The organism is Pseudomonas sp. LRF_L74 (assembly GCF_965644255.1).
GTDB lineage: Bacteria > Pseudomonadota > Gammaproteobacteria > Pseudomonadales > Pseudomonadaceae > Aquipseudomonas.
Window position 1 is genome coordinate 862,266 of record NZ_CBFFRH010000001.1, and the last position, 21,290, is coordinate 883,555.

Sequence of the window (21,290 nt, forward strand, 5' to 3'; positions counted from 1 at the left end):
ACAAGCCTTGGATCATGTGAGGTGCTCAGTTGGATCAGGTCACCCGTCGAACCCGGGCAGTCATTACCCGCTACCACAAGGCCTGGGTCGAGAGAGATATCGAGGCCATCCTCGCGCTCTATCACCCTGAGCTCGAGTACTACGATTTCTTCAACAATTTGCAGTTGTCCTACGCCGACATGGCCGACTACATCCGCACCGGCATGCCGCGTAGTGAAGAGCACCGCCTCGAGCACATTGACCGCATCCGCGTGGATGGCGACACCGCCTTCATCCAGTATTGCTCGCGCTTGTCGCTCAGGCGCAGCAGCCGCCTGGCCTCGTTCCGTGCCAGTGAGGCGGTCACCGTCAAGAACGACTTGATCTGGCGTGTTCACGAATACGCAACGATGGTCCGAGACACCCCCATGGGGCGTCAGAACCAGGGGCAGCGCCTTGGGCTTTCCAAGCAGCACCTCAGCATCATGCTGCTGGATCTCGAGCAGTTCTTCAGCAGCCGCACGACCTTCCTTGAGCCAGGATTCGATCTGACCCGGCTGGCTGAAACCATTGGCTACACGCGGAACCAGATGTCCTATCTGCTCAACCAGGTCCTGGGGCTGAGCTTCTACCAGTACCTCAGCCAGGCGCGGATTGACTGGATGCTCGAGCGCCTCAAAGAGAACCCTGCACTACGCCCTGACGATCTGGCTTTCATGGCGGGGTTCAATTCGCTGTCAGTGTTCTATCGCTGTTTTCGTGAACGGACGGGCATGTCGCCCAAGGCGTACATGAAGCAACTGGCCAGCAAAAATTCCTGACGGGCACGGAAGCAAGACGCCAGGCGCTCACCACTCCTAGTCTTCGTCACGCACGTTGATTGGGAGTCGCACATGCAGGCCTGGAATGAAGTCAGCCTCTGGATGGACCAGCTTGGCGATACGCTTACCCCTCGTCCTTGCTTGAGCCAGGACATCGAGGCGGATGTTGTCATCATCGGTGCCGGTTTCACCGGGCTTTGGACCGCCTATTACCTCAAGCGCCAGGCACCGCATCTCAGGATCGTCATTCTTGAAGCACAGACGAGTGGCTTTGGCGCTTCTGGACGCAATGGCGGTTGGCTGATCGGCGGAATGCTGGGTGAGTCGCGCATGCTTGGAGGCTTGAGTGCCGATAAGCGAAAACAGTCGTTCCGACTGCTCCAATCGATCCCTGACGATGTTCAGCGCGTACTGCTCGAAGAAGGCATCGAATGCCACTATCGCAAGGCCGGCATGCTCAACTGCGCTGCCCGATACCCCGAGCAAGAGTCTCGACTGCGCCAGGAACTGAAGGCTCTGCACGAAGAGGGGCACAGCGAGCACGACTATCGCTGGCTGGATGCGCAGCAACTTGAACGCCAGGTACGCATAGCTGGCGCCTACGGTGCGATCTATTCCCCGCATTGCGCGACGGTCAGCCCCGCCCTGCTGGTGCGAGGCCTCGCGGATGCCGTCGAACGCCTCGGTGTGTCTATCTTCGATCACAGTCCTGTCAGTCGATGGCATGGACGTGCAGTACACACCGACAAGGCTCGGGTCGGCGCACAGTGGATCGTTCCTGCGGTGGAGGGCTATGCCGCCGGCTTCGAGGCACTCAGAAAGATCCAGATTCCTGTTCAGAGCATGCTTGTGGCGACCGAGCCTCTAGCGAAAGAGCGTTGGGCCGAAATCGGCTTGGCGCAAGGCCAGGCCCTGTGTGAACACAGTCGGCAGGTGACCTATGCCCAGAGAACCGTTGATGACCGTTTGGTATTCGGTGCTCGCGGTGGCTATCAGTTCGGTGGACGCCTGCGTTCCGACTTCAAGTTAAACGCCGACGAGGTCGGGCTTCGCCGGATGCTGCTGGAGTCGCTGTTCCCTTCGCTGCGCGGTGTTCACCTCACCCATGCGTGGGGAGGAAACCTCGGCATGGCTCGCCGGTTCCGCCCACACATGCTGTGCGACAAGCAGCAGGGTATTGCGTTAGCCGGCGGGTTTGGTGGCGAAGGCGTCGGTGCCACTCACCTGGCCGGCCAGACCTTGGCAGACCTGATCCTCGATCAGCCGAGCGAGCGGGTCGAACAGCCCTGGGTGTTCAGGGACAAGCCGCTCAGTTCGTTGGCGAGCTGGGAGCCCGAACCATGCCGCTGGCTTGCCTATAAAGGAATCATCTGCGCGTTTGCCAATGAGGATCGCGTGCTGGCAAACCCGGAAACGGCACCCTGGCGTAGGACGCTGGTGAGCACAGTAGCCGCCAGCCTAGAGCGCCTGATGCGCTGAGCAAGCCAATCAAAAAAACGGAGCACGACTGAATCCGGTCTGGAAAAGCCGGAACGCAACATACCTGCCAACTGCCTAGAGCGCCTGACCCGACCGGCACCACCTGCGTCCGGCAGTGAAGCGCTCAGACCCATACCAATAATGAAAGGAGTTGACCATGTCTATGCAATGCACCCGTCGTAACGCTATCGCCGGCTTACTACGACCGATCACCTCGCTCTTGTTGGCTGGTTCCCTGGCCTTCGCCGGTGTGGTTCAGGCTGAAACCTACAAGGTAGGCACAACCAAGTCCGGTATGCCCTTCACCTTCCTCGACCTGGGTTCGGAAGAGATTCAAGGCTTCGTTCCCGACCTTATGCAGGCCATCAGTCAGGAGCAGCACTTCAGCTACGAGCTGGTCCCCAGTGGCTTCGATGCACTGATCCCGGCAATCGGCTCTGGCAAGATCCAGATCATTGCCGCGCCGATGTACATCACGGCAGAAAGGGAAAAGGTCGTCGACTTCACCCAGCCTATCTACACCTATGGCGAAGGCTTGTTGCAGCAGAGCAGCGACGATACCGACTACAAGGAGCTGAGCGATCTGGCGGGCAAGGTCGTGGGCGTAGAGACCGGCACCACCTTCATCGAAATCCTGCAGAAACGCGGCGACATCAAAGCGATCAAGACGTACAGCTCTTCCGTGGACCTGATGCGCGATGTGGCGCTGGGCCGGGCGGACGTCGGTCTGTGGGATGCCCCGATTCTCGCATTCCAACTGCAAAAAAACGCCAACCCCAAGCTGAAGCTTGCGCCGCATTACCGCGCGCAGATGTCCGGCAGCATCGGTTTCTCGGTCAAGGAAGGCAACCGCGAGGTGTTGAACAAGCTCAACGATGGCCTCGACGCCCTGAAGAAGGATGGCCGTCTTGAGGCGTTACTGAAGAAATGGTCGCTCCAGTGACACCAGGCTCTCGAGTTATTGGTTCTGTTCAAGCCGTAGCGAGATCTTCCAGTCATGATGGATAACGTTCTTCAGTTCCTTCCGCTGCTGCTGGCCGCCTCTGTGGTGACCCTCCAGGTCTCTGTGCTGGCCTTGCTTGTCAGCAGCGCGCTGGGGCTCGTTCTTGCGTTGTTGAAGCTGTCTCCCAACAAGGCGTTTTCTTACCCGGCAAGCGCCACGATCAACATCATTCGTGGCCTGCCGATTCTGATCGTCCTGTTCTACATGTACTTCGTACTGCCAGAGCTGGGCATCAACCTGACTGCTTTCGAGGCCGGTGTTCTCGGCCTCGGAATCGGTTATGCAGGCTATCAGGCAGAGATCTTCCGCGCCGGCATACAGACCGTAGACCAAGGCCAGGTCGAGGCGGCAAAGGCCATTGGCATGAAGCCCAGCATGACCATGCGCCGGGTGGTACTGCCTCAGGCCTGGCGCATCAGCCTGCCGCCCTATGCCAACACCTTCACGATGATCCTCAAGGACTCGTCTCTGGTGTCGACCATCACGGTGGCGGAGATGACTCATGCGGGGCAACTCATCGCCTCGTCGACCTTCCAGAACATGACGGTCTACACGCTGACTGCCCTGCTCTATCTCGCCATGAGTTTTCCACTGTTGTTCCTGGTCGGTTGGCTCGAACGACGCCTGCGCCGATAAGAGGGCATAGCAATGATCACGATATCCAACGTGCGCAAGCACTACGGCAATCTCGAAGTGCTCAAGGGCATCAGCCTGGACGTTTCAACTGGCGAAGTGGTCTGCCTCATCGGTCCGTCGGGGTCGGGCAAGTCAACCCTGCTGCGCTGTATCAATGCCCTGGAAACCTACGACGGTGGTGATATCCATATTGGTGATCGGCGTGTGGATGCTGCAAGCCGTGATATCCACCAACTGCGTGCGAGCGTCGGCATGGTGTTCCAGCGCTTCAACCTGTTTCCCCATCGCACCGTGCTGGAAAACGTCATCGAGGGTGCTGTGCAGGTTCGTCGTGAGCGCAAGCAAGGCGCCACCGACTACGCAATGGAGCTGTTGACCAAGGTTGGCATGCAGCACAAGCGCGATTGCATGCCGCATCAGCTTTCCGGCGGCCAGCAGCAGCGAGTGGCCATCGCCCGGGCCCTCGCCATGCGACCCACTGCACTGTTGTTCGACGAGCCGACTTCAGCACTCGACCCGGAACTGGTCGGGGATGTGCTGGCGGTGATGCGCGAGCTGGCACGCGAGGGCATGACCATGGTGGTGGTCACCCATGAAATGGGTTTCGCCAGAGAAGTTGCAGACAAAGTCTGTTTTCTCTGCGATGGCGTCATCGCAGAGAGCGGGCCCGCCGCCCAGGTACTCGAATCGCCACGGCATCCTCGAACCCAGGATTTCTTGAGGCGCGTCCGTCGGTAACGCCCTCCACATCCCCACTCACCTGAGATCACCATGACAAGCATCAAACGCATTGAGCCCTATGCAGGAATCCTCAGCCATGCCTCCGTATACAACGGTGTGGTTTACGTGACAGGCCAGGTCGCTGACGACTGCTCTCAGGACGTGCATGGCCAGACCCAGCAGATCCTGGAACGTATCGATGCTCTGCTGGAAGCAGCAGGCTCTGATAAGTCGCACATCCTCTTCGCCCAGGTATGGCTCAAGCACGCAGTGCAAGACTTCGAAGAGATGAACAAAGCCTGGCGTGCCTGGGCTCCCCAGCATTCGCTGCCCAGCAGGGCCACCGTCGAGGCCAACATGGCCGGCGAGGAAATTCTCGTCGAGATCGCGATCCAGGCAGCCGTTGAGGCGTGATGCCTCACTCTTTTCAAGATCGATTTCCCCGTTATACGGAGCTCAAATGACCAAACGAATCCCCCACCTGATCGATGACAGCCACGTCGTCAGCACGAGTCGTGGCAGTGATGTGTACAACCCCTCCACTGGCGAGGTGATTGCTCAGGTTGGCCTGGCTGACGCTGATGTCCTGCGCCAGGCAATCACCTCGGCGAGTGCCGCCTATCCGGCCTGGCGTAACACGCCACCTGCAAAGCGCGCGCAGATAATGTTCCGCTTCAAGCAGTTGCTGGAGAAGCATGAAGCAGCCATTGCGCGCCTGATTAGCGAGGAGCATGGCAAGACGCTCGAAGATGCTGCGGGTGAACTCAAGCGCGGTATCGAAAACGTCGAGTTCGCCTGTGCTGCACCGGAGTTGCTCAAGGGGGAATACACCCGCAATGTCGGCCCGAATATCGACGCTTGGAGCGACTTTCAACCGCTCGGGATCGTTGCAGGCATCACCCCCTTCAACTTCCCGGCCATGGTGCCTCTGTGGATGTATCCGCTGGCGATCGTCTGTGGCAATTGCTTCATTCTGAAGCCTTCCGAGCGGACCCCCAGCGCCACGCTGTACATCGCCGAGCTGCTCAACGAAGCGGGCCTGCCAAAAGGTGTGCTGAACGTTGTCCAGGGCGACAAACAGGCGGTAGACGCCCTGATTGAGGCCGCGGAAATCAAGGCGCTGAGCTTCGTCGGTTCGACCCCCATCGCAGCGTACATCTACAGCGAAGGCACCAAGCGCGGCAAGCGTGTACAGGCACTAGGCGGTGCTAAAAACCATGCTGTCGTGTTGCCTGACGCGGATCTGGATAACACGGTCAACGCATTGATGGGCGCGGCATATGGCTCGTGTGGTGAGCGCTGCATGGCTATCTCGGTGGTGGTTGCTGTCGGTGATCAAGTTGCCGAAAAGCTGATCGAAAAACTGCTGCCGAAGATCCGAGAGCTGAAGATTGGTGCGGGCACTTCAGCAGGCCTGGACATGGGGCCACTCGTTACCGATGCTGCCCGAAACAAGGTCGAGAGCTACATCGCCAGTGGCGTAGAACAGGGCGCCAAACTGTTGCTGGATGGCCGGAATTTTAAGGTTCCTGGTCATGAAGGTGGATTCTTTGTCGGCGGCACGCTGTTCGACCAGGTGACCTCTGATATGACCATCTACCGCGAGGAAATCTTTGGCCCAGTGCTTTGCATCATGCGGGTGGAGAGCTTGGAAGAGGCGATGGCGCTGATCAACGAACACGAGTATGGCAATGGCACCTGCATTTTCACCCGTGACGGCGAAGCCGCGCGTCTGTTCTGCGACGAAATCGAAGTGGGCATGGTTGGTGTGAACGTGCCACTGCCCGTGCCGGTCAGCTACCACAGCTTCGGCGGCTGGAAGCGTTCGCTATTCGGCGACCTCCATGCATACGGTCCGGATGGTGTGCGTTTCTATACCAAGCGCAAATCGGTGACTCAACGTTGGCTCAAACGAGCAAGCCATGAAGCCGCGCAATTCGCCTTTCCCAGCAATGGCTGATGCAAAAGGCTGAATGCTCTGCTCGGACAGTGACTCTACGGCATCGATGCCTTTCGCTCGTATTTGCTTGAGCTCAAGCTGCTTGGCGCTTGCAGCGTCCAGCCCCGTCACTGGATAGCTGCCGAGCGAAGTGAACCCTTCCTGGCCGCACCTGAAGCGCCGCCTTTGCAGCCTGCACCAAGAGGTACAGACCTTCGCCATCGAAAAGTCTGTAGGCGCGATCAGCAAGCTTGCCAGGCGGCAGATGGTGTCGGTCAGTGGAACGGTCGTACGAGCCACAAGGGTGTAAGCCTTTATCGAATCGACGGTTCCAGAGATTTGGGTGGACTTCTAGGGGCCTAAATGGCGCGGCACCAAGACGAACGGTTGTTTGCTGCGATGGCACGGTTTTCGCGCGGCTGGAATCTGGTGGATTTTTTTGGATACCTCATCGCGTAGCTGTAAGCAAATCAGCTCTTTATGGCTATTTGTGGAAACGAAGCGGCGTGCAGCAGCTTTGTCCTTCGTCGGTTTGTGTCCTTCAGGCACTTGTCTGATGCTCAGAATTACACCACTGTAAAGACTATTGTCATTACAGTGAGCAAGCCATCATGGCATCCATCAATGTTCGTATAGACGACGATCTCAAAAACCGGGCCTATCGTGAGCTTGAGCGGTTGGGGGTTACACCTTCCGAGCTCATGCGCCAAGCGCTGCAATATGTCGCCGAGCGTGGGCAGTTACCCTTCAAGCCTGTACTGATGACCGATGAGGATGAAGCGCTGCTTGCAACCGTTCGCGAGCGCCTTGCCGACCCTCAGCGAGTGAAGGTTTCTCTGGATGACCTATAGCCTTGAGTTCGATGCGCGAGCGCTAAAGGAATGGCAAAAACTGGGGGATACGGTCCGGCAGCAATTCAAGAAAAAACTTGTTTCGATTTTGCTCAATCCAAGAGTTGAGGCGAACCGGCTGCATAGCTTGCCGGACTGTTACAAGATCAAGCTGCGCAGTAGCGGATATCGATTGGTTTACCAAGTGATCGATCACGAGGTTATCGTCTTTGTGGTCGCTGTAGATAAACGCGAGCGGGAACAGGCCTATCGTAAGGCAGCAGAGCGACTGGTGGGTAAAACGTCATAACGGACAACCCTCCAAAGGGTGGGTTGTAGAGGCTTTAAAGGTGTTCGGTGGAATGCAGCTGAGCTGTATGGCGGCACCAAGAGTCGAACAGATTTATATGTATATGATTATTATAGTTTTTGTTTGATTTTTTGAATCGAATTATCCCTTTGAATATCCTTTTTCCGGGTATTAATCGAATCGGTCAAAATACCTGATTTTCAGCTATTTCTAACCGTATTTGGATTGCTCTCCAAAAATGTAACTTGAGTTGTATTTCAAGGGATGAGCAACAGAGAAGAGTGGTGGGTCTCCGGCGAGCTGCGACTCAATAGTAGCGTGGCCTGCCTCGTCTGGGCAGCGATGGCTGTGCCAATGGAAATTGCTGTCAAAAGCGGACGGAGAGCCAGAAAGAATATGCCCCTTTCTCGTGGGCAGGCATAACGGCAATTCTTGATTGAAACGCAAAACTGGTGCGTCGACAAATCACGAAGGGAGCGTAGACATTCACCACAATGTCGCAATACTATAGTGCCACCACGCTGGCGGCTTTTGGTGTGATTCCGCTAATTGAGAGTTTTTGAAAGAGAAGAAATGGATTTCGTACCTTTATCGCGCTGGGTCCCCCCGCTACTGTGCTACTCCGCAGCTTGGTATTTTCAAACTGGTAGAAGTCTCGCAAAAATGAAACCAGGGCGATGGCTAGCGTTATGAACTTTTGCCAGAGAAAACATCCCGGATTTTTGTAGTAAATTCTATTGTTCCTGAATTTCGGTGTTATATGGATATAAATAGCATCAAGTCACTTGTCGCATCTTCCCCTCCAGCATCAGCGTTTGTTTCTGGTATTAAGACGAATACTAATGGGCAAAGCGTATCATTTCAGCTACTTCACGGGTGGGATTTCGCGCTAGCCCATCAATGTGATACGGAGTGGACCGCAAAAAATGTTGAAATTCTTCGCTGTGTACAGAGTTCGGTAACAAGTGAGGAAGAGTTTATACAAAAGATATCTCATCTACATATGGAGGATGCTCACTGGCGATGGACTGCTAAAGCGATTCATCATAGTGCAGAGGAGTATGACTGGTTTTTTTATGTAGCTGAGGATGCGATCCAGGCTGCTTGTCTTATATTCCATCCGAAAGATAGTATTATAGACGGGCAAGGGATTTTTTATATAGAGTATGTTGCAGTTGCTCCATGGAACAGACCTAATCCGCTAAGCGCCGCACGATTTAAAGGTATAGGATCTGATTTGATTAGGTATGCATCCCAATATGCGACTGATGTCTTAGGTCTGCGCCCCGGTTTTTCGTTGCATTCGTTACCAAAGGCCGCTGCTTACTATAATAAAATTGGTATGACCTGCTTTCCTGAGCGAAAGAAAGAGCGTCTTGATTATTACGAGATGGCCAAAGAGGCCGCTCAAGAATTCGGAGCAGCAGTCAATGGATGATAAAAATGAGCTCGAAGATTTTTTCGTCTCTACATCTGATTGCACTCCTGAAAGTCTTCTCAGGGCGTTGAACGTTTACTCTGAAATTTCTAAAAAACTAGGGTCTAACGACCCGCTTATTTTTAAAGACCTGCTATCGGGAGCGACTGGGAGTGCGCTATTCAGGCGTAGCGGTACTGTTAAAGAAACCGAGATGCTCATCTGGCTTTCTCAGGTTCAACGCTACGCTGAGATTGTAGTTTCAACTGGAAAAGTTAAAAGATTTAACGGTTTATCCAGAGATGCATTGAGAGATATATCTAGGCTTTCCTTAGATCCTGATAATTTAAAGCAAATATCTAGCTGTCTTTGGCAGCATGGTATTGCACTGATTTTTTTACCTCAAACTGCCGGCATGAAAACTGATGGGGGGTTCTTTAAGCTTCAATGTGGAACACCTGTAGTTGGAATGACGTTGCGATATAATAGATACGACTACTTTTGGTTTACATTGATGCATGAGTTGTCTCATGTTTCAATTCATTATGACCGGCTTGATGATCCGCACTTCGATTGTCTTGAAGATATTGGTGACGACATTGTTGAGCTTGAGGCAAACCAGCTTGCCAAAGAGAGCTTCATAAGTCGCAGCGATTGGCGATCTGCCTCGGTACGGAGGCACCGTAATGAAGAAGAGTTGTTTAAGGATGCGCGAAACCTTTCTATACACCCTGCAATTCTAGCGGGCTTTGTAAGGCATGATTCGGGGAACTATACCCTTTTCAACAATGTTATCCATGAGATAAGTGTCAAAAGGATGATCAGCTCAGATGCCTAAGTACATTCCATTTCTTAAAGCTAAGGCTAATGAATTTGGCGCGATTAAGTCCCTTAGCAAGGAAAGAAAGAAGTTTATCGCTCCTTTTTTTGATCTACCTTTGAAGAAGGATATGGATGATAAGGTATTAAAGAAGACTATAGAAACTGCCGCTCGGAAATTCTGCCTGAACATGAAGGGCGTCCCCGAGTACTTCGTAGATGACTATGATATTCCGGACTCGGTCCTAATTGGCAGCCGTCCCAGCTATGAATACCTCGCAGCGTGTATGCTTGCCCAGGATCTAAACTTTAACCCAGTTGTTGGGATAGATCGTACGGCTGATCGGAATGCATGCGTATTTACGCCTGCTGTAACTAAGGCTGCGAGCAATAGGCGAATTGCCTTGCGTATCTCCAGCGATGATCTTGTCAGTTATGCTCTGGTTAGGGGGGATATTCTGCACCTTATAGCAATGGGGAATGGTTTGTATGATCGATGGGTACTTGTTATAGACAATAGGGTTTGTAAGGACGTTGACCCGGTTGCTCGTGCTGCACAGATAAAAGCGTTCTGTATAGCCGCCGCCGCGGACCATGCGTATGAAGCTATTGTTATTACAGGGTCTACACTCCCCCCAGTAGCAGGTGACATACTTCCAACAAATAACGAAAAACATCTGCTTCGTAACGAAGTTGCTATCTACAGCAATGCTATTGTCGGCCTTTCTGGGCATAATGTGGTTTTTGGGGACTATACCATTGTGAGTCCTGACTACTCGGACTCTGATATTGATCCACGCAATATGCTAAACGTTACAGCGCCTAAAGTGGTCTACTCTTACGAGGACAAGCACTATATTGTACGTGGTGGTGGCATCAAGACACACCCGCGCGGATTTAAGCAGTACAATGATATTGCTGCAACTATAGTTGCAAAGAGTTTCTTCCGACACGGAAACTCAGAAGGTGATTTGTACTTGGTTGAAAAAGCGGCAGGACTTGGATCGACGGTTATGCCCGGTAGTGTCTTAAAGCCTACAATTAATTCCCATATTTCCTTTATGCTTGATCTTTTATAAGTGTTCTAAGCACAAGGGCTTTTCCTATCGTAAGGCTAAGCTCTTGAGCTCCGAAAGCCTGAGAGATGAGAAAAGATAGAGAGTCTCTGTTTATCTTGCTCTGTACTTTTCCCTCTATGCTGGTTGCAATATCAAATAGTTCATTTCGCCAGAGAGTTAACAGCGCTATCTGCTTGTCAAATGCGATACTTTTCTGAGCTTGACGAATTGGTCTAAAGATAATCTTGCCTGTAGAACTTTCTTTTACTTCGAGTATTCCCCAATGATTAGGTGCAATTTTAATCGCCTTTTCTATATGTTTGGAAGTTGTTACTAAAGTGACCTTTCGGAAGGCGAGATCATAATATATACCTTGTTGAGCAATTCTCTCAATTTTATCGCCGTCTCCCTTTATTTCGTAACAGTGGGCTTCTCTATGGATTGCAACAACATCCGCAATAGCGTTGCCATTGTGAACTCGTAGTTCCTCAATGAGAGCTTTAGGCTGAGGATAAGCATTCCTTAATCTAGCCAGCAGTGCGGCACGAATTAATGAGTCATTTAACATCTTAGTTATATGCTCGTACCATTTTTAATTTAATTCCTAGAAAAAATTCATGTAATTGACATCGCACCGCAAAGTGACACTTACTGAAATTTAATATACTAAGCCAAGTAAGCCTCATTGTATCATCGACACCAAAAAATCGCCTCAGCGCAAACAGTATAAATGGCCATCTCTAACTATCAGCAAGGGACACAAAAGCATCACAGCAGTTCCTCAAATGCTGACGATTTAGGGGCGAAAGCTTGGAGCGGGCGATCGTTATCATATAACAATTTTCTGGCGTATGAATTTGGTTCTTAACCCTTGGACTACCCCAAATTAGCCGATTGCTATCAGTCGTGACCTTAAAGATAGAGATTGAAAACCCACGAGGTTTGCAGGCGTCGAGCGAGCAGCCGCACTGTCAGCAAGTAGTAATACCGCGTCGCCTCACTCCGTTGGCTCAAGTGATGCTCAAGAAACCAAGCCAGATGCTTTCTCTGCCAGGCCCGAGGCGTTTCTCGCTGCCAGCGTGCTGCGATTTCAGCCTGGATGATTTTCGCCTGGCGCAGGTGGCGTTGCCGGGTCGCGTGTGAGCCGGTCAGCACGCCAGCCAGGAACAGTTCCATATCGAAGGGCTTACCCATGCCGGCCACCGATATAGGCAGCGACCACATCGATCCGACCGTGACCTAGCTCATAGCTGATTTGCTTTCGGGCATCGTGATCAAGGCACCTATCTATCTCGTAGCAGCGACCGCCATTGATAGGCGCGCGGTGCTGGGTGAGTTGCTCATAGCGCTCACAGGCGTAAGCCGCTCGCAGTTCATGAAAGCCTTTGAGGTCATGCGTGTGTAGAACATCCCGCGCCGGGCGTACTACGTGTTGCAGCACATCCATGTAGTTTTCGTCGGGGGCAATCAGGTTTCGGCTACCCGCTGGCGAAACACGCTGCGCAAATCCAAGCGCATCGCTAACGTGCTGATCCGCTGTAATCCAGCGCGGCGCTGAAGCACCGGCACGGCCGCCTTTGGTGCCGTCCTGAATGTTGATCTTGCCGTGGTCACTGGCTTCCCGGCATAGCCGTGGCAGGTCAGCCAGGATGGCCTCACGCAAGCGCATGCCAGTGGCCCTCGCTAATTGAACGATGGCAGCGGCGCGTGGCATCTGTCGCTCGCAGAGTGCGTCGACTATCTGCTTAACCTGTTCGTGGTCTTGGCCTTGCGGCACTGAGCGACGAACACTGTCGCGCTGCATGCCCAACGCGCTGCTTGGGCTCGGCACTTTCACATGCTTATCACCGCGAAGCGCCGCCATGGTTCGGTTCACGCTGGACAGTCGGTTTTGCGCAGTGGCGATGGCGATTTCGCCTTGTTCAACTTGCTGACGCAGGTATCCGACGTAATCCAGCAAGGTCTGTCGATCAATCTGCCGCGCATCGTTGAACCCCGGCCCATCTTCCGACCGGCACCAGCGTACAAATGCCTGCCGCCGATCACCATGCGCTTTGACCGTGCCGTAGTGGCCGCCGCCGAACATGTCTTTCAGTGCTTGCGGCCCTGCGTAACTCAGTTGCCTGCCGTACCCAAAATTACGTCCATCTCGTTTTCCAACCAGCGCCATACCCGCTGCCTCCTACTTAGCCTCCCGGTCTGGCCCCATGTCATCCCGCCAAGAATGTTGCGTGTTAATCAGGGATCGAGGCCCTTGCGGCCGATAGGGTTGTCCCTTCACGGGGGATTGTTCCGGGAGTATGGGAATCTCATGATCTGGCCTCCTGAGCACTGTTACCGGTGGGCGGCAGGAGGCTTGAGGGCAAGTGGACAGATTTATTGGCGATTCGCACACGCCGAATCTGTCCCCTTTTTGGGGAGGTCTGCTGGAAGAGCTTGGATACGAGTTCGAAGACAGATGGAGCTAGAAGAAGGGAGGGCTAACCAGCGTAGCCCTTAAACTTTTCGAGCATGTTCGCGCGGATAAGCGTTTCTGGATTTTCAGCAGGGATCACGGGCAACTGGTAGAGGCCTTATTAGATAAAAGGATGTTAGGGTATATCCTCTTACCGCCCAGATCCAATCCTTCGAATAAAGGGTGATACGAGTAAGGGCAGGAAAAGTACTTGCCGTTTTTCAAGGCTGTCTGAACGGATAGCTTTGCATTCAACGATAGCGTAAAAAATACTATCCCAAGGAAAACAGCTAAAGCTAAGACTAATGCGCTCTTCCTTTTTGAGTAATACGATATCCTGAAGTATGCTAGAAAGTGAAGTATTGCTGACCCTGCATAAACCATTGAGGCAGCAGCAATTGCTGGTAAAAACAACATCATGTTGAAGTCACTTGGAACCAGAAGTGCCGCTCTATCAATATCTTGCAGAAATATGAGGTTTTTTGTGTAAGGTAGTAATATATAGTTTGTGAGTAACCAGCACATGAAAACCAAGAAAGCTATTTTCAGCGGTGCCCATTTATAGCTCACATGGCTTTGATCAACTAAAGAATTGACGATCGATTTATAAAGACTCATGTCGCCCTCTAGAATTTATGCTTATTGATGGTGAATGCCGAAGAGGGTATCAAAGGAGTATTTCCTCTGCGTCAATCAAAGGTGACCAAGGCATTCTTACATAAGGATTTGTATAATAAATTTCATAAGCGACGACAAAGTCTGCAACACCGTCGCCATCTCGGTCACCTTCGATATAGTGAGGCTGGGGACTATACAAATCGAATGTGAGCCTTAACTCACCTGCTGTACCTGAAAACTCACTATAACCAATCCAGTTAAAGTTTTGCTTGTCATCAGTAGTTAAGTCAGCATCCATTGCGCTGAAATCTAGAGTGTCATGCTCCAGTCTGTAATAATAGCCAAGACTTGGTGTGTAGTTCATACCATTAAAGTATTCTGCCTCTTGGGCGAGCGTCAAACCATGGACCGTTTTTGTAATTAGCTCTTCGCCCGGTAGAGAAAAGTCAGAGTCGTAGAATTTTATAACATTGCTTCCTCCATGAACTACGATGTGATCATTGCCATATCCGCCGCTGATAGTATTGCCACCAATCCAATCTCCAACTAGTACATCATTCCAAGGCGAGCCAATGATTATATCTATATTTTTATACTCATCATATAGACTTGCATATTCTGTCCCTAGCCATGGAAATTGTCCGTTTCGTAGCGTCATGGCCATGTCCTCGTCCAAGAAATGTGGACCATATAAGCTCATAAGCTCTGATATTTTTTCGTTTTTATAATCATTCCCGCTAAGCATCATGTGCACTTCATAATCAGTGTTGCTGAAGTCTAATATATTAACTCCAGATCCACCTATTATTTGATTCCTAGATAAAAAATCCATTGCCCATGTGTCTTTTATCAAAAACCAGTTTGTTCCATTCCCTCCAATTATTTTGCCGCCACTTTCATCTGTTACAAATAAGAAAGCACCTGAACTGTCGCTTGCGTCGAATACTTTTTGTCCGCCATCATTAACTTCTATTTCTGAGAGATTGATGATGCTAGGTGTGGACTCAGTCAGTTCTGAAACTTGGTGCCCATCAACTTCGTTACCAATTATGATGTTGCTAATCTCCTTTAAAGCATCAGAAATCATTTTTTCTGCGTCTGGATATTCAGCAGGATTTTCAATAATTTTCATTATGGCTTGATGGAATTGATAACCAGTTAAGCCAGGCTGGTTTTCATTAGATTCATCTGGGGATGGAAGAGGAAGGCCTAAAATACCAGCGAAATATTCATTTAAAAAACTCTGTGCACCGAAGGCCTCAATTGCAAGAGATGCCATAAGCCCAACAGCTAAAGCAACGGGTAACCCAAATCCCGCTGTAGAAACAGTTAGAAGAGTAGCACCTACCAGAAGCGCTGTTTGAGTTGCTATGGCTACTTGATGAGGAACACCATTTTGTATATCCTCATTTGCCGAATAGCCCGCTAGTGCAAATTGGGCTAGTAAGTTGCTTTTTGTTGCTGCGGCCTTTATCGAGTTAAATTCGGCTTCCGTCAGAATTGATTTATTTAGTTCTGCGAGGGTGCCTTTGTAGCCCGCCATCTCCGGAATTAGAAAACCCATCATTCCTTTAATAATAAAGTTACTGCTGTCCGGGCTTTCATAGTGCGGGTCGTATATTGCTCTATTTTGTTCGAAGAACCGATTATTCCCTTCTCTAATAAAGTATAGGTATTGATGAGGTGCCGCAGGTGACGAGTAGAAACCACCGCCCACGTAATCACTACTCCCAGTCGTGTCCTGCCTGTCAGTTACCCATGTCGGGTCTAACTCAATCGCAGCCATCCTAGCTCTCCTTGTTTCTGATACGAGTTATGACTATTAGTACAAGACGTTTGAGAAGGGGAATGTCAGTAAAAGAAATATAAATTCAGAAATTTATATTTTATTTTCAAATTTAATCATGGGGAAAAAGGGGACAGATTATTTCTTGGTCCTGCTGTCCGCTTTGGGCTGCGATAGCTTTCGTCGCGACTATCAGGCCTCCATTCAAAGATTGAAAACCCACGACGTCTGCAGGCGCCGAACTAGCAATCGGACCGTCAGCAGGTAGTAATACCGCGTCGCCTCGCTCTGTTGGCTCAATCGGTGTTCAAGAAACCAAGCCAGATGCTTTCTCTGCCAGGCCCAAGGCGTTTCTCGCTGCCAGCGTGCTGCGATTTCAGCCTGGATGATTTTCGCCTGGCGCAGGTGGCGTTGCCGGGTCGCGTTTGAGCCGGTCAGCACGCCAGCCAGGAACAGTTCCATATCGAATGTCTTACTCATGCCGGCCACCGATATAGGCCGCAACCACATCGATCCGACCGTGCCCCAGCTCATAGCTGATTTGCTTTCGGGCATCGTGATCAAGGCTCCGGTCTATTTCGTAGCAGCGACCGCCATTGATAGGTGTGCGGTGTTGGGTGATCTGCTCATAGCGCTCACAGACGTAAGCTGCTCGCAGTTCATGAAAGCCTTTGAGGTCATGCGTGTGTAGAACATCCCGCGCCGGGCGTACTACGTGTTGCAGCACATCCATGTAGTTTTCGTCGGGGGCAATCAGGTTTCGGCTACCCGCTGGCGAAACACGCTGCGCAAATCCAAGCGCATCGCTAACGTGCTGATCCGCTGTAATCCAGCGCGGCGCTGAAGCACCGGCACGGCCGCCTTTGGTGCCGTCCTGAATGTTGATCTTGCCGTGGTCATTGGCTTCTCGGCATAGCCGTGGCAGGTCAGCCAGGATGGCCTCACGCAAGCGCATGCCAGTGGCCCTGGCTAATTGAACGATGGCAGCGGCGCGTGGCATCTGTCGCTCGCAGAGTGCGTCGACTATCTGCTTAACCTGTTCGCGGTCTTGGCCTTGCGGCACTGAGCGACGCACACTGTCGCGCTGCATGCCCAACGCTCTGCTTGGGCTCGGCACTTTCACATGCTTATCACCGCGAAGCGCCGCCATGGTTCGGTTCACGCTGGAGATTCGGTTCTGCGCAGTGACGATGGCGATTTCGCCTTGTTCAACTTGCTGACGCAGGTATCCGACGTAATCCAGCAAGGTCTGTCGATCAATCTGCCGCGCATCGTTGAACCCCGGCCCATCTTCCGACCGGCACCAGCGTACGAATGCCTGCCACCGATCACCATGCGCTTTGACCGTGCCGTAGTGGCCGCCGCCGAACATATCCTTCAGCGCCTGCGACCCTGCATAGCTCAATTGCCTGCCGTATCCAAAATTACGGCCATCTCGTTTTCCAACCAGCGCCATACCAGTTACCTCCTACCTAAGCCTCCCGGTCTTGCCCCACGTCATCCCGCCAAGAATGCTGAGTGTTATCAGGGATCAAGGCCCCTGCGGCCTGTGGGGTTGTCCACTACGCAGGACTAGCGGCTCCTTACGTCCGGGAGCTTGGGCATCTCATGATCTGGCCTCCTGATCACCGTTGCCGGTGGGCGGGTGGAGGCTGGGTTGGCTGACGAAACCAGCGCCGCGAGATCCTGAGTCGGGTGAAGGCAGCGGTGTGATGGCTGGGGCATGCCTGACTGTCAGTCAGGTGCAGGCCAATCCTTGGTCTGCTGCACCACCATCTGCATCGCTGTTGCTAGTGACATGGGTGTTTGTCACGTGGATTGTCACAAGGTGAATTGCGGCAGAGCCCCGTGGTAGCTGGGCTGCAGCAGTGGGACGAGTGCCCGTCTCTTTTCTGGGAAAAGAGACGGGCAGAGGTTGGCGCTGGGAATGGCCAAGTGAGTGAGTTGCTGCAGGGCAGAAAAGTCGTGAAGGTATTTGCCGCAGTGGCAATGAACTGAAGAGGCATCCATCACATGGGTAGTGATCGCACGCGCCGCCGGATGCTGATCGCGCTTGGGATGAACCACCACAAAAGTGGCGTAGCCTCAAAGGTCCTGGCTACCTGGGATGCTGTCGACGACAGCGTTTGTACCCCTCGTTTCTACGCCTGTGGATAGTTGATGTAAAGGATGGATTCTTTGGGTTTTTTGCAGCTGTGGATAAAAATTCTGTCGGTGGACAGTAGTGCGCTTCTGCGGAATCGTCGGGGCTTTGAGCTTTAACGGCGAGGTCCATCAAAATGGGGCGGCGGAGCCACCCCGTTTTGATGGACCCTGATTGAAAAGCGGCTCGCATTGGCATTGAGGGCGTGCACTCACTCGCTGACTGCGCGTTTGACCTTGAGACGAGTGACGTTCTCTCCGAGCCGGTTGGCGAACTCATGGGGGCTGACGTGCTCCTGCCGATTCACGTCGAGATAACGGCTCCACCAGTTCATGATCATCCGTCGCTCTTCAAGGAACTGGGCCTTGTGGATGTAAGCCGCCCGAACGTTGTTACGCTCCTTGTGGCTCATCTGGAGTTCGATGGCTGTCTCCGACCACAAGCCCGACTCGATCAGTGCACTACACGCCATCGAGCGAAAGCCGTGGCCGCAGATTTCCTGCTTGGTGTCGTAACCCATTTTTCGCAGGGCGCTGTTCACCGTGTTTTCTGACATGGGTTTGCGCGGGTTGTTATCGCCAGCGAAGACCAGATCGAACTCACCCGTGATTGCCTGGATCTGCTCAAGCAGAGCCAGTGCTTGCGGCGATAAGGGGACAACGTGAATGTCGCCAGCCATCTTCGTGCCGCGAGTGGAAAAGGCGACGCCTTCCAGGGCAGGGCGTGTATCTGGAATCTCCCAGACTGCGCGCTGCAGGTCGAACTCGCTCCATCGGGCGAAGCGTAATTCGCTGGAGCGGACGAAGACGTGTAACGACAGCATCACCGTGAGGCGCGTCAGTGCGCGGCCTTCGTAGTTGTCGATTCGCTCTTGCAGCTCTGGCAAGCGTGACAATGGCAGTGCCGGGCGATGGATGACCCGAGGTTGCTTGATCGAGCCGACCAGATCGTGAGCTGGATTGACGCCGATGAGCCTGAGGCGTTTGGCTTCGCGCATGATGCACTGCAGGTAGTTTTGTACCCTCAAGGCAACGTCGACAGTGCCGCGCTTCTTGATGGCCTCCAACGGCTGCATCAGATCGTAGGTGTCCAGATCGACGATGGCGCGTTCGCCAATCAACGGAAAGACATGAGTCTTGAGCCGACTCAACACTGTCTTGGCATGGCCTGGTACCCACTTGGCCGACATCATCCTGTGCCAATCGAGCGCAACGCTTTCAAAGGTTCGGCCGTCGATCACGGCTTGGACCTTGGCCTGATGCTTGGCCTGGATAGGGTCAATACCGTTAGCAAGCTGCTGCTTGAACTCAAATCGCTTGCGGCGTGCGTCAGCCAGTCCGACTACCGGGTAGCTGCCAAATGAGGTGAGGCCTCCCCGGCCATCGGGTTTTACGTACTTGAGCCTCCAGCCTTTGCGACCGTTGGCTTGGACGAGCAGGTAGAGGCCGTCACCGTCGAAGAGCTTGTACTCGCGCTCTCGAGGTTTTGCCGTGCGGCAGGCGTTATCAGAAAGGGGCGCAGTGGTGCGAGCCATTAGGATACTCCTCAATATCGAACTGAGTGGTATCCCAAACCTTATCCCTTTGAACCCTGGCTGGCGGTGGAAACCGACGGAACGCCAAAACGAAAAAACCCGCCAGAGGGCGGGTTTTCCGGGGGTTCCACGGATATCTGAGGATGTCAGTGGAACCTAAAATGGTGCCGGCACCAGGAGTCGAACCCGGGACCTACTGATTACAAGTCAGTTGCTCTACCAGCTGAGCTATACCGGCAAGGGCGGCCATTATAGCTATTGCGAAGCTGGAGTAAACCCATTAGCTCAATCAGATTTAATGAAGCTCGGCTATCGACAGCTATTTGCTTATGCACAAAGAGGGTGATGGCACTTTTGCTGTGAGGTGGTTCACGCTTGTGAACTTGGCTTGGAGAATTAATCCGCTGTTTTCATTGGCTTTTTAAGCCACTGATCAAAAAGTGAACGGCTTTTTGCAGGTCCGGTTGGATGGGGATTTGGGACGGTTCTGCAGAAATTGCTCACAGAGTTATCCACAGGTTTTGTGGGAAAACTCAGGGGCGTTCGGCGAGCAGCATGAGGTTGCGTGGGGTGAGTTCGTATGGGCAGAAGCTGCCGAGGCGGACGTGGTAGCCCTGTTCTCGCAGGTAGAGGGCGCGGTCGAGGACCAGCCACAGTTCCAGCGGGCGGCGGAACAGGTTGCGCAGCAATTCCAGGTTGCGGACCTCGGCGAGGCGTTGCCAGCCTTGGCGTTCCAGGTCGTCCCAGTCGATCTGCCCGGTGATTTCCAGTGTCTTGAGCGAGGCGAGGTGGCGGCAATAGTGCTCGAAGGATTCGTGCAGCCAGGCGACAGGCAGGGAAGGGGTCGGCAGGTAGCCATCACTGCCGCGTAGTTGGCGTTGCAGCAGGTCGAAGGACAGGCGCCGGGCCATGGATTGGTCGCGCTGGCGCCTTTGGCGCGAACCGGCGGTGACGGTTTCGCTCAAGGGCAGGCGCAGGTCGTCCAGGGACAATTCCAGTGCCGAAGCCGCCGCCGGCATGGACAGGGGAATGTACTGCTCGCCCGCGATGCGGTTGTAGCAGCAGGGGGCTACGGCGAGTTGTCCACAGCCGGCCGCGCTGGCCAGTTTCAGCAGGCGTACGTGCAAATCGCCGCAGGCATGCAGGGCCACGGGTGTGTGATCGGCACGCACGTGAAGTTCGCTGCCGGCGGCCATGACGTCTTGCAGGCGATGCTGGGCCGCGATGTGCAGGCGGTCGCTCTGCCGCTGACCGGCCGCGACCAGTGCCGGGTCGTGTTCCAGGCAGGTCAGTGCAGCGGCACCGCCGCTTGCCAGCAAGCGGCCGAGGTGGCCCTTGCCCGAGCACCAGTCCAGCCAGTGGGCGGGCGCCTGGCGAAATTGCAGGCATGCGCCGAAGGCTTCGATCTGCTGCCATTTGCGCCCGGGCACGTCGACGTTCTGCCGTGATGACGGAGCGGCGCTGGGAATAGCGGGCAAGGCATCGACTTCGCTGAGCGCCAAGGCGGTGCGTGCCAGTGCGGAAAAGGGCGCGGGTGCTTCGATCAGGTGCGGGCGGTTATGGTCCGCTTCGGCCTGTTCGAGGCTGCGCCTGCGCAGCCAGGTCGAGAGCGCGGGCAGTTGCGTTTCCCACTCCAGGCGCAAGGCCACGAATGGCTTGGGACGCCACAAGTGCTGGTGTTCCAGGAGAAAGACGTCCAGGGCCTGGAAGCGTTCGAGCAGGTGGTTGCCGCTGAGCATGTTC

General features: G+C 53.5%; 21 protein-coding genes and 1 tRNA gene. 12 read left to right on the forward strand and 10 right to left on the reverse strand.

Translation table 11 applies throughout. From position 1 onward, the window contains the following. The first annotated feature begins 29 nt into the window (after nucleotides 1-29). The 12 genes from ACSZPK_RS04020 (at nucleotide 30) to ACSZPK_RS04075 (ending at nucleotide 11,032) form a co-directional block, all read left to right on the forward strand. Nucleotides 30-800: a helix-turn-helix domain-containing protein gene (locus ACSZPK_RS04020; protein WP_437880087.1), complete on the forward strand. Its 771-nt coding sequence runs from the start codon at nucleotides 30-32 to the stop codon at nucleotides 798-800. Between the two features lie 72 nt (nucleotides 801-872). Continuing rightward, a complete protein-coding gene (locus tag ACSZPK_RS04025) occupies nucleotides 873-2,279 on the forward strand; it encodes an NAD(P)/FAD-dependent oxidoreductase (protein WP_437880088.1) in 1,407 nt (468 codons plus the stop codon). Nucleotides 2,280-2,436: 157 nt separating this feature from the next. Further along, nucleotides 2,437-3,222, forward strand: a complete 786-nt coding sequence (locus ACSZPK_RS04030) for an ABC transporter substrate-binding protein (RefSeq protein ID WP_437880089.1) — start codon at nucleotides 2,437-2,439, stop codon at nucleotides 3,220-3,222. A gap of 54 nt (nucleotides 3,223-3,276) precedes the next feature. Further along, nucleotides 3,277-3,918, forward strand: coding sequence for an amino acid ABC transporter permease (locus ACSZPK_RS04035; protein WP_437880090.1), 642 nt, complete (start codon nucleotides 3,277-3,279; stop codon nucleotides 3,916-3,918). Nucleotides 3,919-3,930: 12 nt separating this feature from the next. Beyond that, on the forward strand, nucleotides 3,931-4,656 hold the full coding sequence (locus ACSZPK_RS04040; RefSeq protein WP_437880091.1) for an amino acid ABC transporter ATP-binding protein: 726 nt from the start codon (nucleotides 3,931-3,933) through the stop codon (nucleotides 4,654-4,656). Nucleotides 4,657-4,689: 33 nt separating this feature from the next. Beyond that, the gene (locus ACSZPK_RS04045) at nucleotides 4,690-5,052 is read left to right on the forward strand and encodes a RidA family protein (protein ID WP_437880092.1); all 363 of its coding nucleotides are present in this window, start codon (nucleotides 4,690-4,692) and stop codon (nucleotides 5,050-5,052) included. Nucleotides 5,053-5,098: 46 nt separating this feature from the next. Beyond that, entirely contained in the window at nucleotides 5,099-6,598 is a 1,500-nt protein-coding gene (locus ACSZPK_RS04050; RefSeq protein ID WP_437880093.1) for a CoA-acylating methylmalonate-semialdehyde dehydrogenase, read from the forward strand. Nucleotides 6,599-7,188: 590 nt separating this feature from the next. After that, on the forward strand, nucleotides 7,189-7,428 hold the full coding sequence (locus ACSZPK_RS04055) for a type II toxin-antitoxin system RelB/DinJ family antitoxin (protein ID WP_377733481.1): 240 nt from the start codon (nucleotides 7,189-7,191) through the stop codon (nucleotides 7,426-7,428). Continuing rightward, a complete protein-coding gene (locus tag ACSZPK_RS04060; protein ID WP_437880094.1) occupies nucleotides 7,418-7,717 on the forward strand; it encodes a type II toxin-antitoxin system RelE family toxin in 300 nt (99 codons plus the stop codon). The genes ACSZPK_RS04055 and ACSZPK_RS04060 overlap by 11 nt, the downstream gene beginning before the upstream one ends. A 760-nt stretch (nucleotides 7,718-8,477) precedes the next feature. Further along, the gene (locus tag ACSZPK_RS04065) at nucleotides 8,478-9,155 is read left to right on the forward strand and encodes a hypothetical protein (protein WP_437880095.1); all 678 of its coding nucleotides are present in this window, start codon (nucleotides 8,478-8,480) and stop codon (nucleotides 9,153-9,155) included. Next, entirely contained in the window at nucleotides 9,148-9,972 is an 825-nt protein-coding gene (locus ACSZPK_RS04070; protein ID WP_437880096.1) for an ImmA/IrrE family metallo-endopeptidase, read from the forward strand. Before ACSZPK_RS04065 ends, ACSZPK_RS04070 begins: the two co-directional genes overlap by 8 nt. Further along, complete coding sequence (locus tag ACSZPK_RS04075) at nucleotides 9,965-11,032, forward strand: beta family protein (protein ID WP_437880097.1); 1,068 nt, start codon at nucleotides 9,965-9,967, stop codon at nucleotides 11,030-11,032. Before ACSZPK_RS04070 ends, ACSZPK_RS04075 begins: the two co-directional genes overlap by 8 nt. Here the strand turns inward: ACSZPK_RS04075 and ACSZPK_RS04080 are convergent. From ACSZPK_RS04080 to ACSZPK_RS04125, 10 genes are all read right to left on the reverse strand, one after another. Beyond that, on the reverse strand, nucleotides 11,013-11,579 hold the full coding sequence (locus ACSZPK_RS04080; protein ID WP_437880098.1) for a sce7726 family protein: 567 nt from the start codon (nucleotides 11,577-11,579) through the stop codon (nucleotides 11,013-11,015). The two genes, ACSZPK_RS04075 and ACSZPK_RS04080, sit on opposite strands and share 20 nt — an antisense overlap. Nucleotides 11,580-11,923: 344 nt before the next feature. Next, nucleotides 11,924-12,205: a hypothetical protein gene (locus ACSZPK_RS04085; RefSeq protein ID WP_437880099.1), complete on the reverse strand. Its 282-nt coding sequence runs from the start codon at nucleotides 12,203-12,205 to the stop codon at nucleotides 11,924-11,926. Continuing rightward, nucleotides 12,198-13,181: an integrase domain-containing protein gene (locus tag ACSZPK_RS04090; protein WP_437880100.1), complete on the reverse strand. Its 984-nt coding sequence runs from the start codon at nucleotides 13,179-13,181 to the stop codon at nucleotides 12,198-12,200. Before ACSZPK_RS04090 ends, ACSZPK_RS04085 begins: the two co-directional genes overlap by 8 nt. A gap of 381 nt (nucleotides 13,182-13,562) precedes the next feature. Continuing rightward, nucleotides 13,563-14,084, reverse strand: a complete 522-nt coding sequence (locus tag ACSZPK_RS04095) for a hypothetical protein (RefSeq protein ID WP_437880101.1) — start codon at nucleotides 14,082-14,084, stop codon at nucleotides 13,563-13,565. 49 nt (nucleotides 14,085-14,133) lie between these two features. Next, nucleotides 14,134-15,870, reverse strand: a complete 1,737-nt coding sequence (locus ACSZPK_RS04100; protein WP_437880102.1) for a hypothetical protein — start codon at nucleotides 15,868-15,870, stop codon at nucleotides 14,134-14,136. A 204-nt stretch (nucleotides 15,871-16,074) separates the two neighbouring features. Continuing rightward, nucleotides 16,075-16,350, reverse strand: coding sequence for a hypothetical protein (locus ACSZPK_RS04105; RefSeq protein ID WP_437880103.1), 276 nt, complete (start codon nucleotides 16,348-16,350; stop codon nucleotides 16,075-16,077). Next, nucleotides 16,343-17,326: an integrase domain-containing protein gene (locus ACSZPK_RS04110; RefSeq protein WP_437880104.1), complete on the reverse strand. Its 984-nt coding sequence runs from the start codon at nucleotides 17,324-17,326 to the stop codon at nucleotides 16,343-16,345. The genes ACSZPK_RS04105 and ACSZPK_RS04110 overlap by 8 nt, the downstream gene beginning before the upstream one ends. A gap of 898 nt (nucleotides 17,327-18,224) precedes the next feature. Then, the gene (locus ACSZPK_RS04115; protein ID WP_437880105.1) at nucleotides 18,225-19,547 is read right to left on the reverse strand and encodes a tyrosine-type recombinase/integrase; all 1,323 of its coding nucleotides are present in this window, start codon (nucleotides 19,545-19,547) and stop codon (nucleotides 18,225-18,227) included. Between the two features lie 162 nt (nucleotides 19,548-19,709). After that, nucleotides 19,710-19,785, reverse strand: a tRNA-Thr gene (locus tag ACSZPK_RS04120). 295 nt (nucleotides 19,786-20,080) lie between these two features. After that, nucleotides 20,081-21,286 carry a methyltransferase gene (locus ACSZPK_RS04125; protein WP_437880106.1) on the reverse strand — a complete coding sequence of 402 codons (1,206 nt, stop codon included), beginning with the start codon at nucleotides 21,284-21,286 and terminating at the stop codon, nucleotides 20,081-20,083. Between the last annotated feature and the right edge of the window lie 4 nt (nucleotides 21,287-21,290).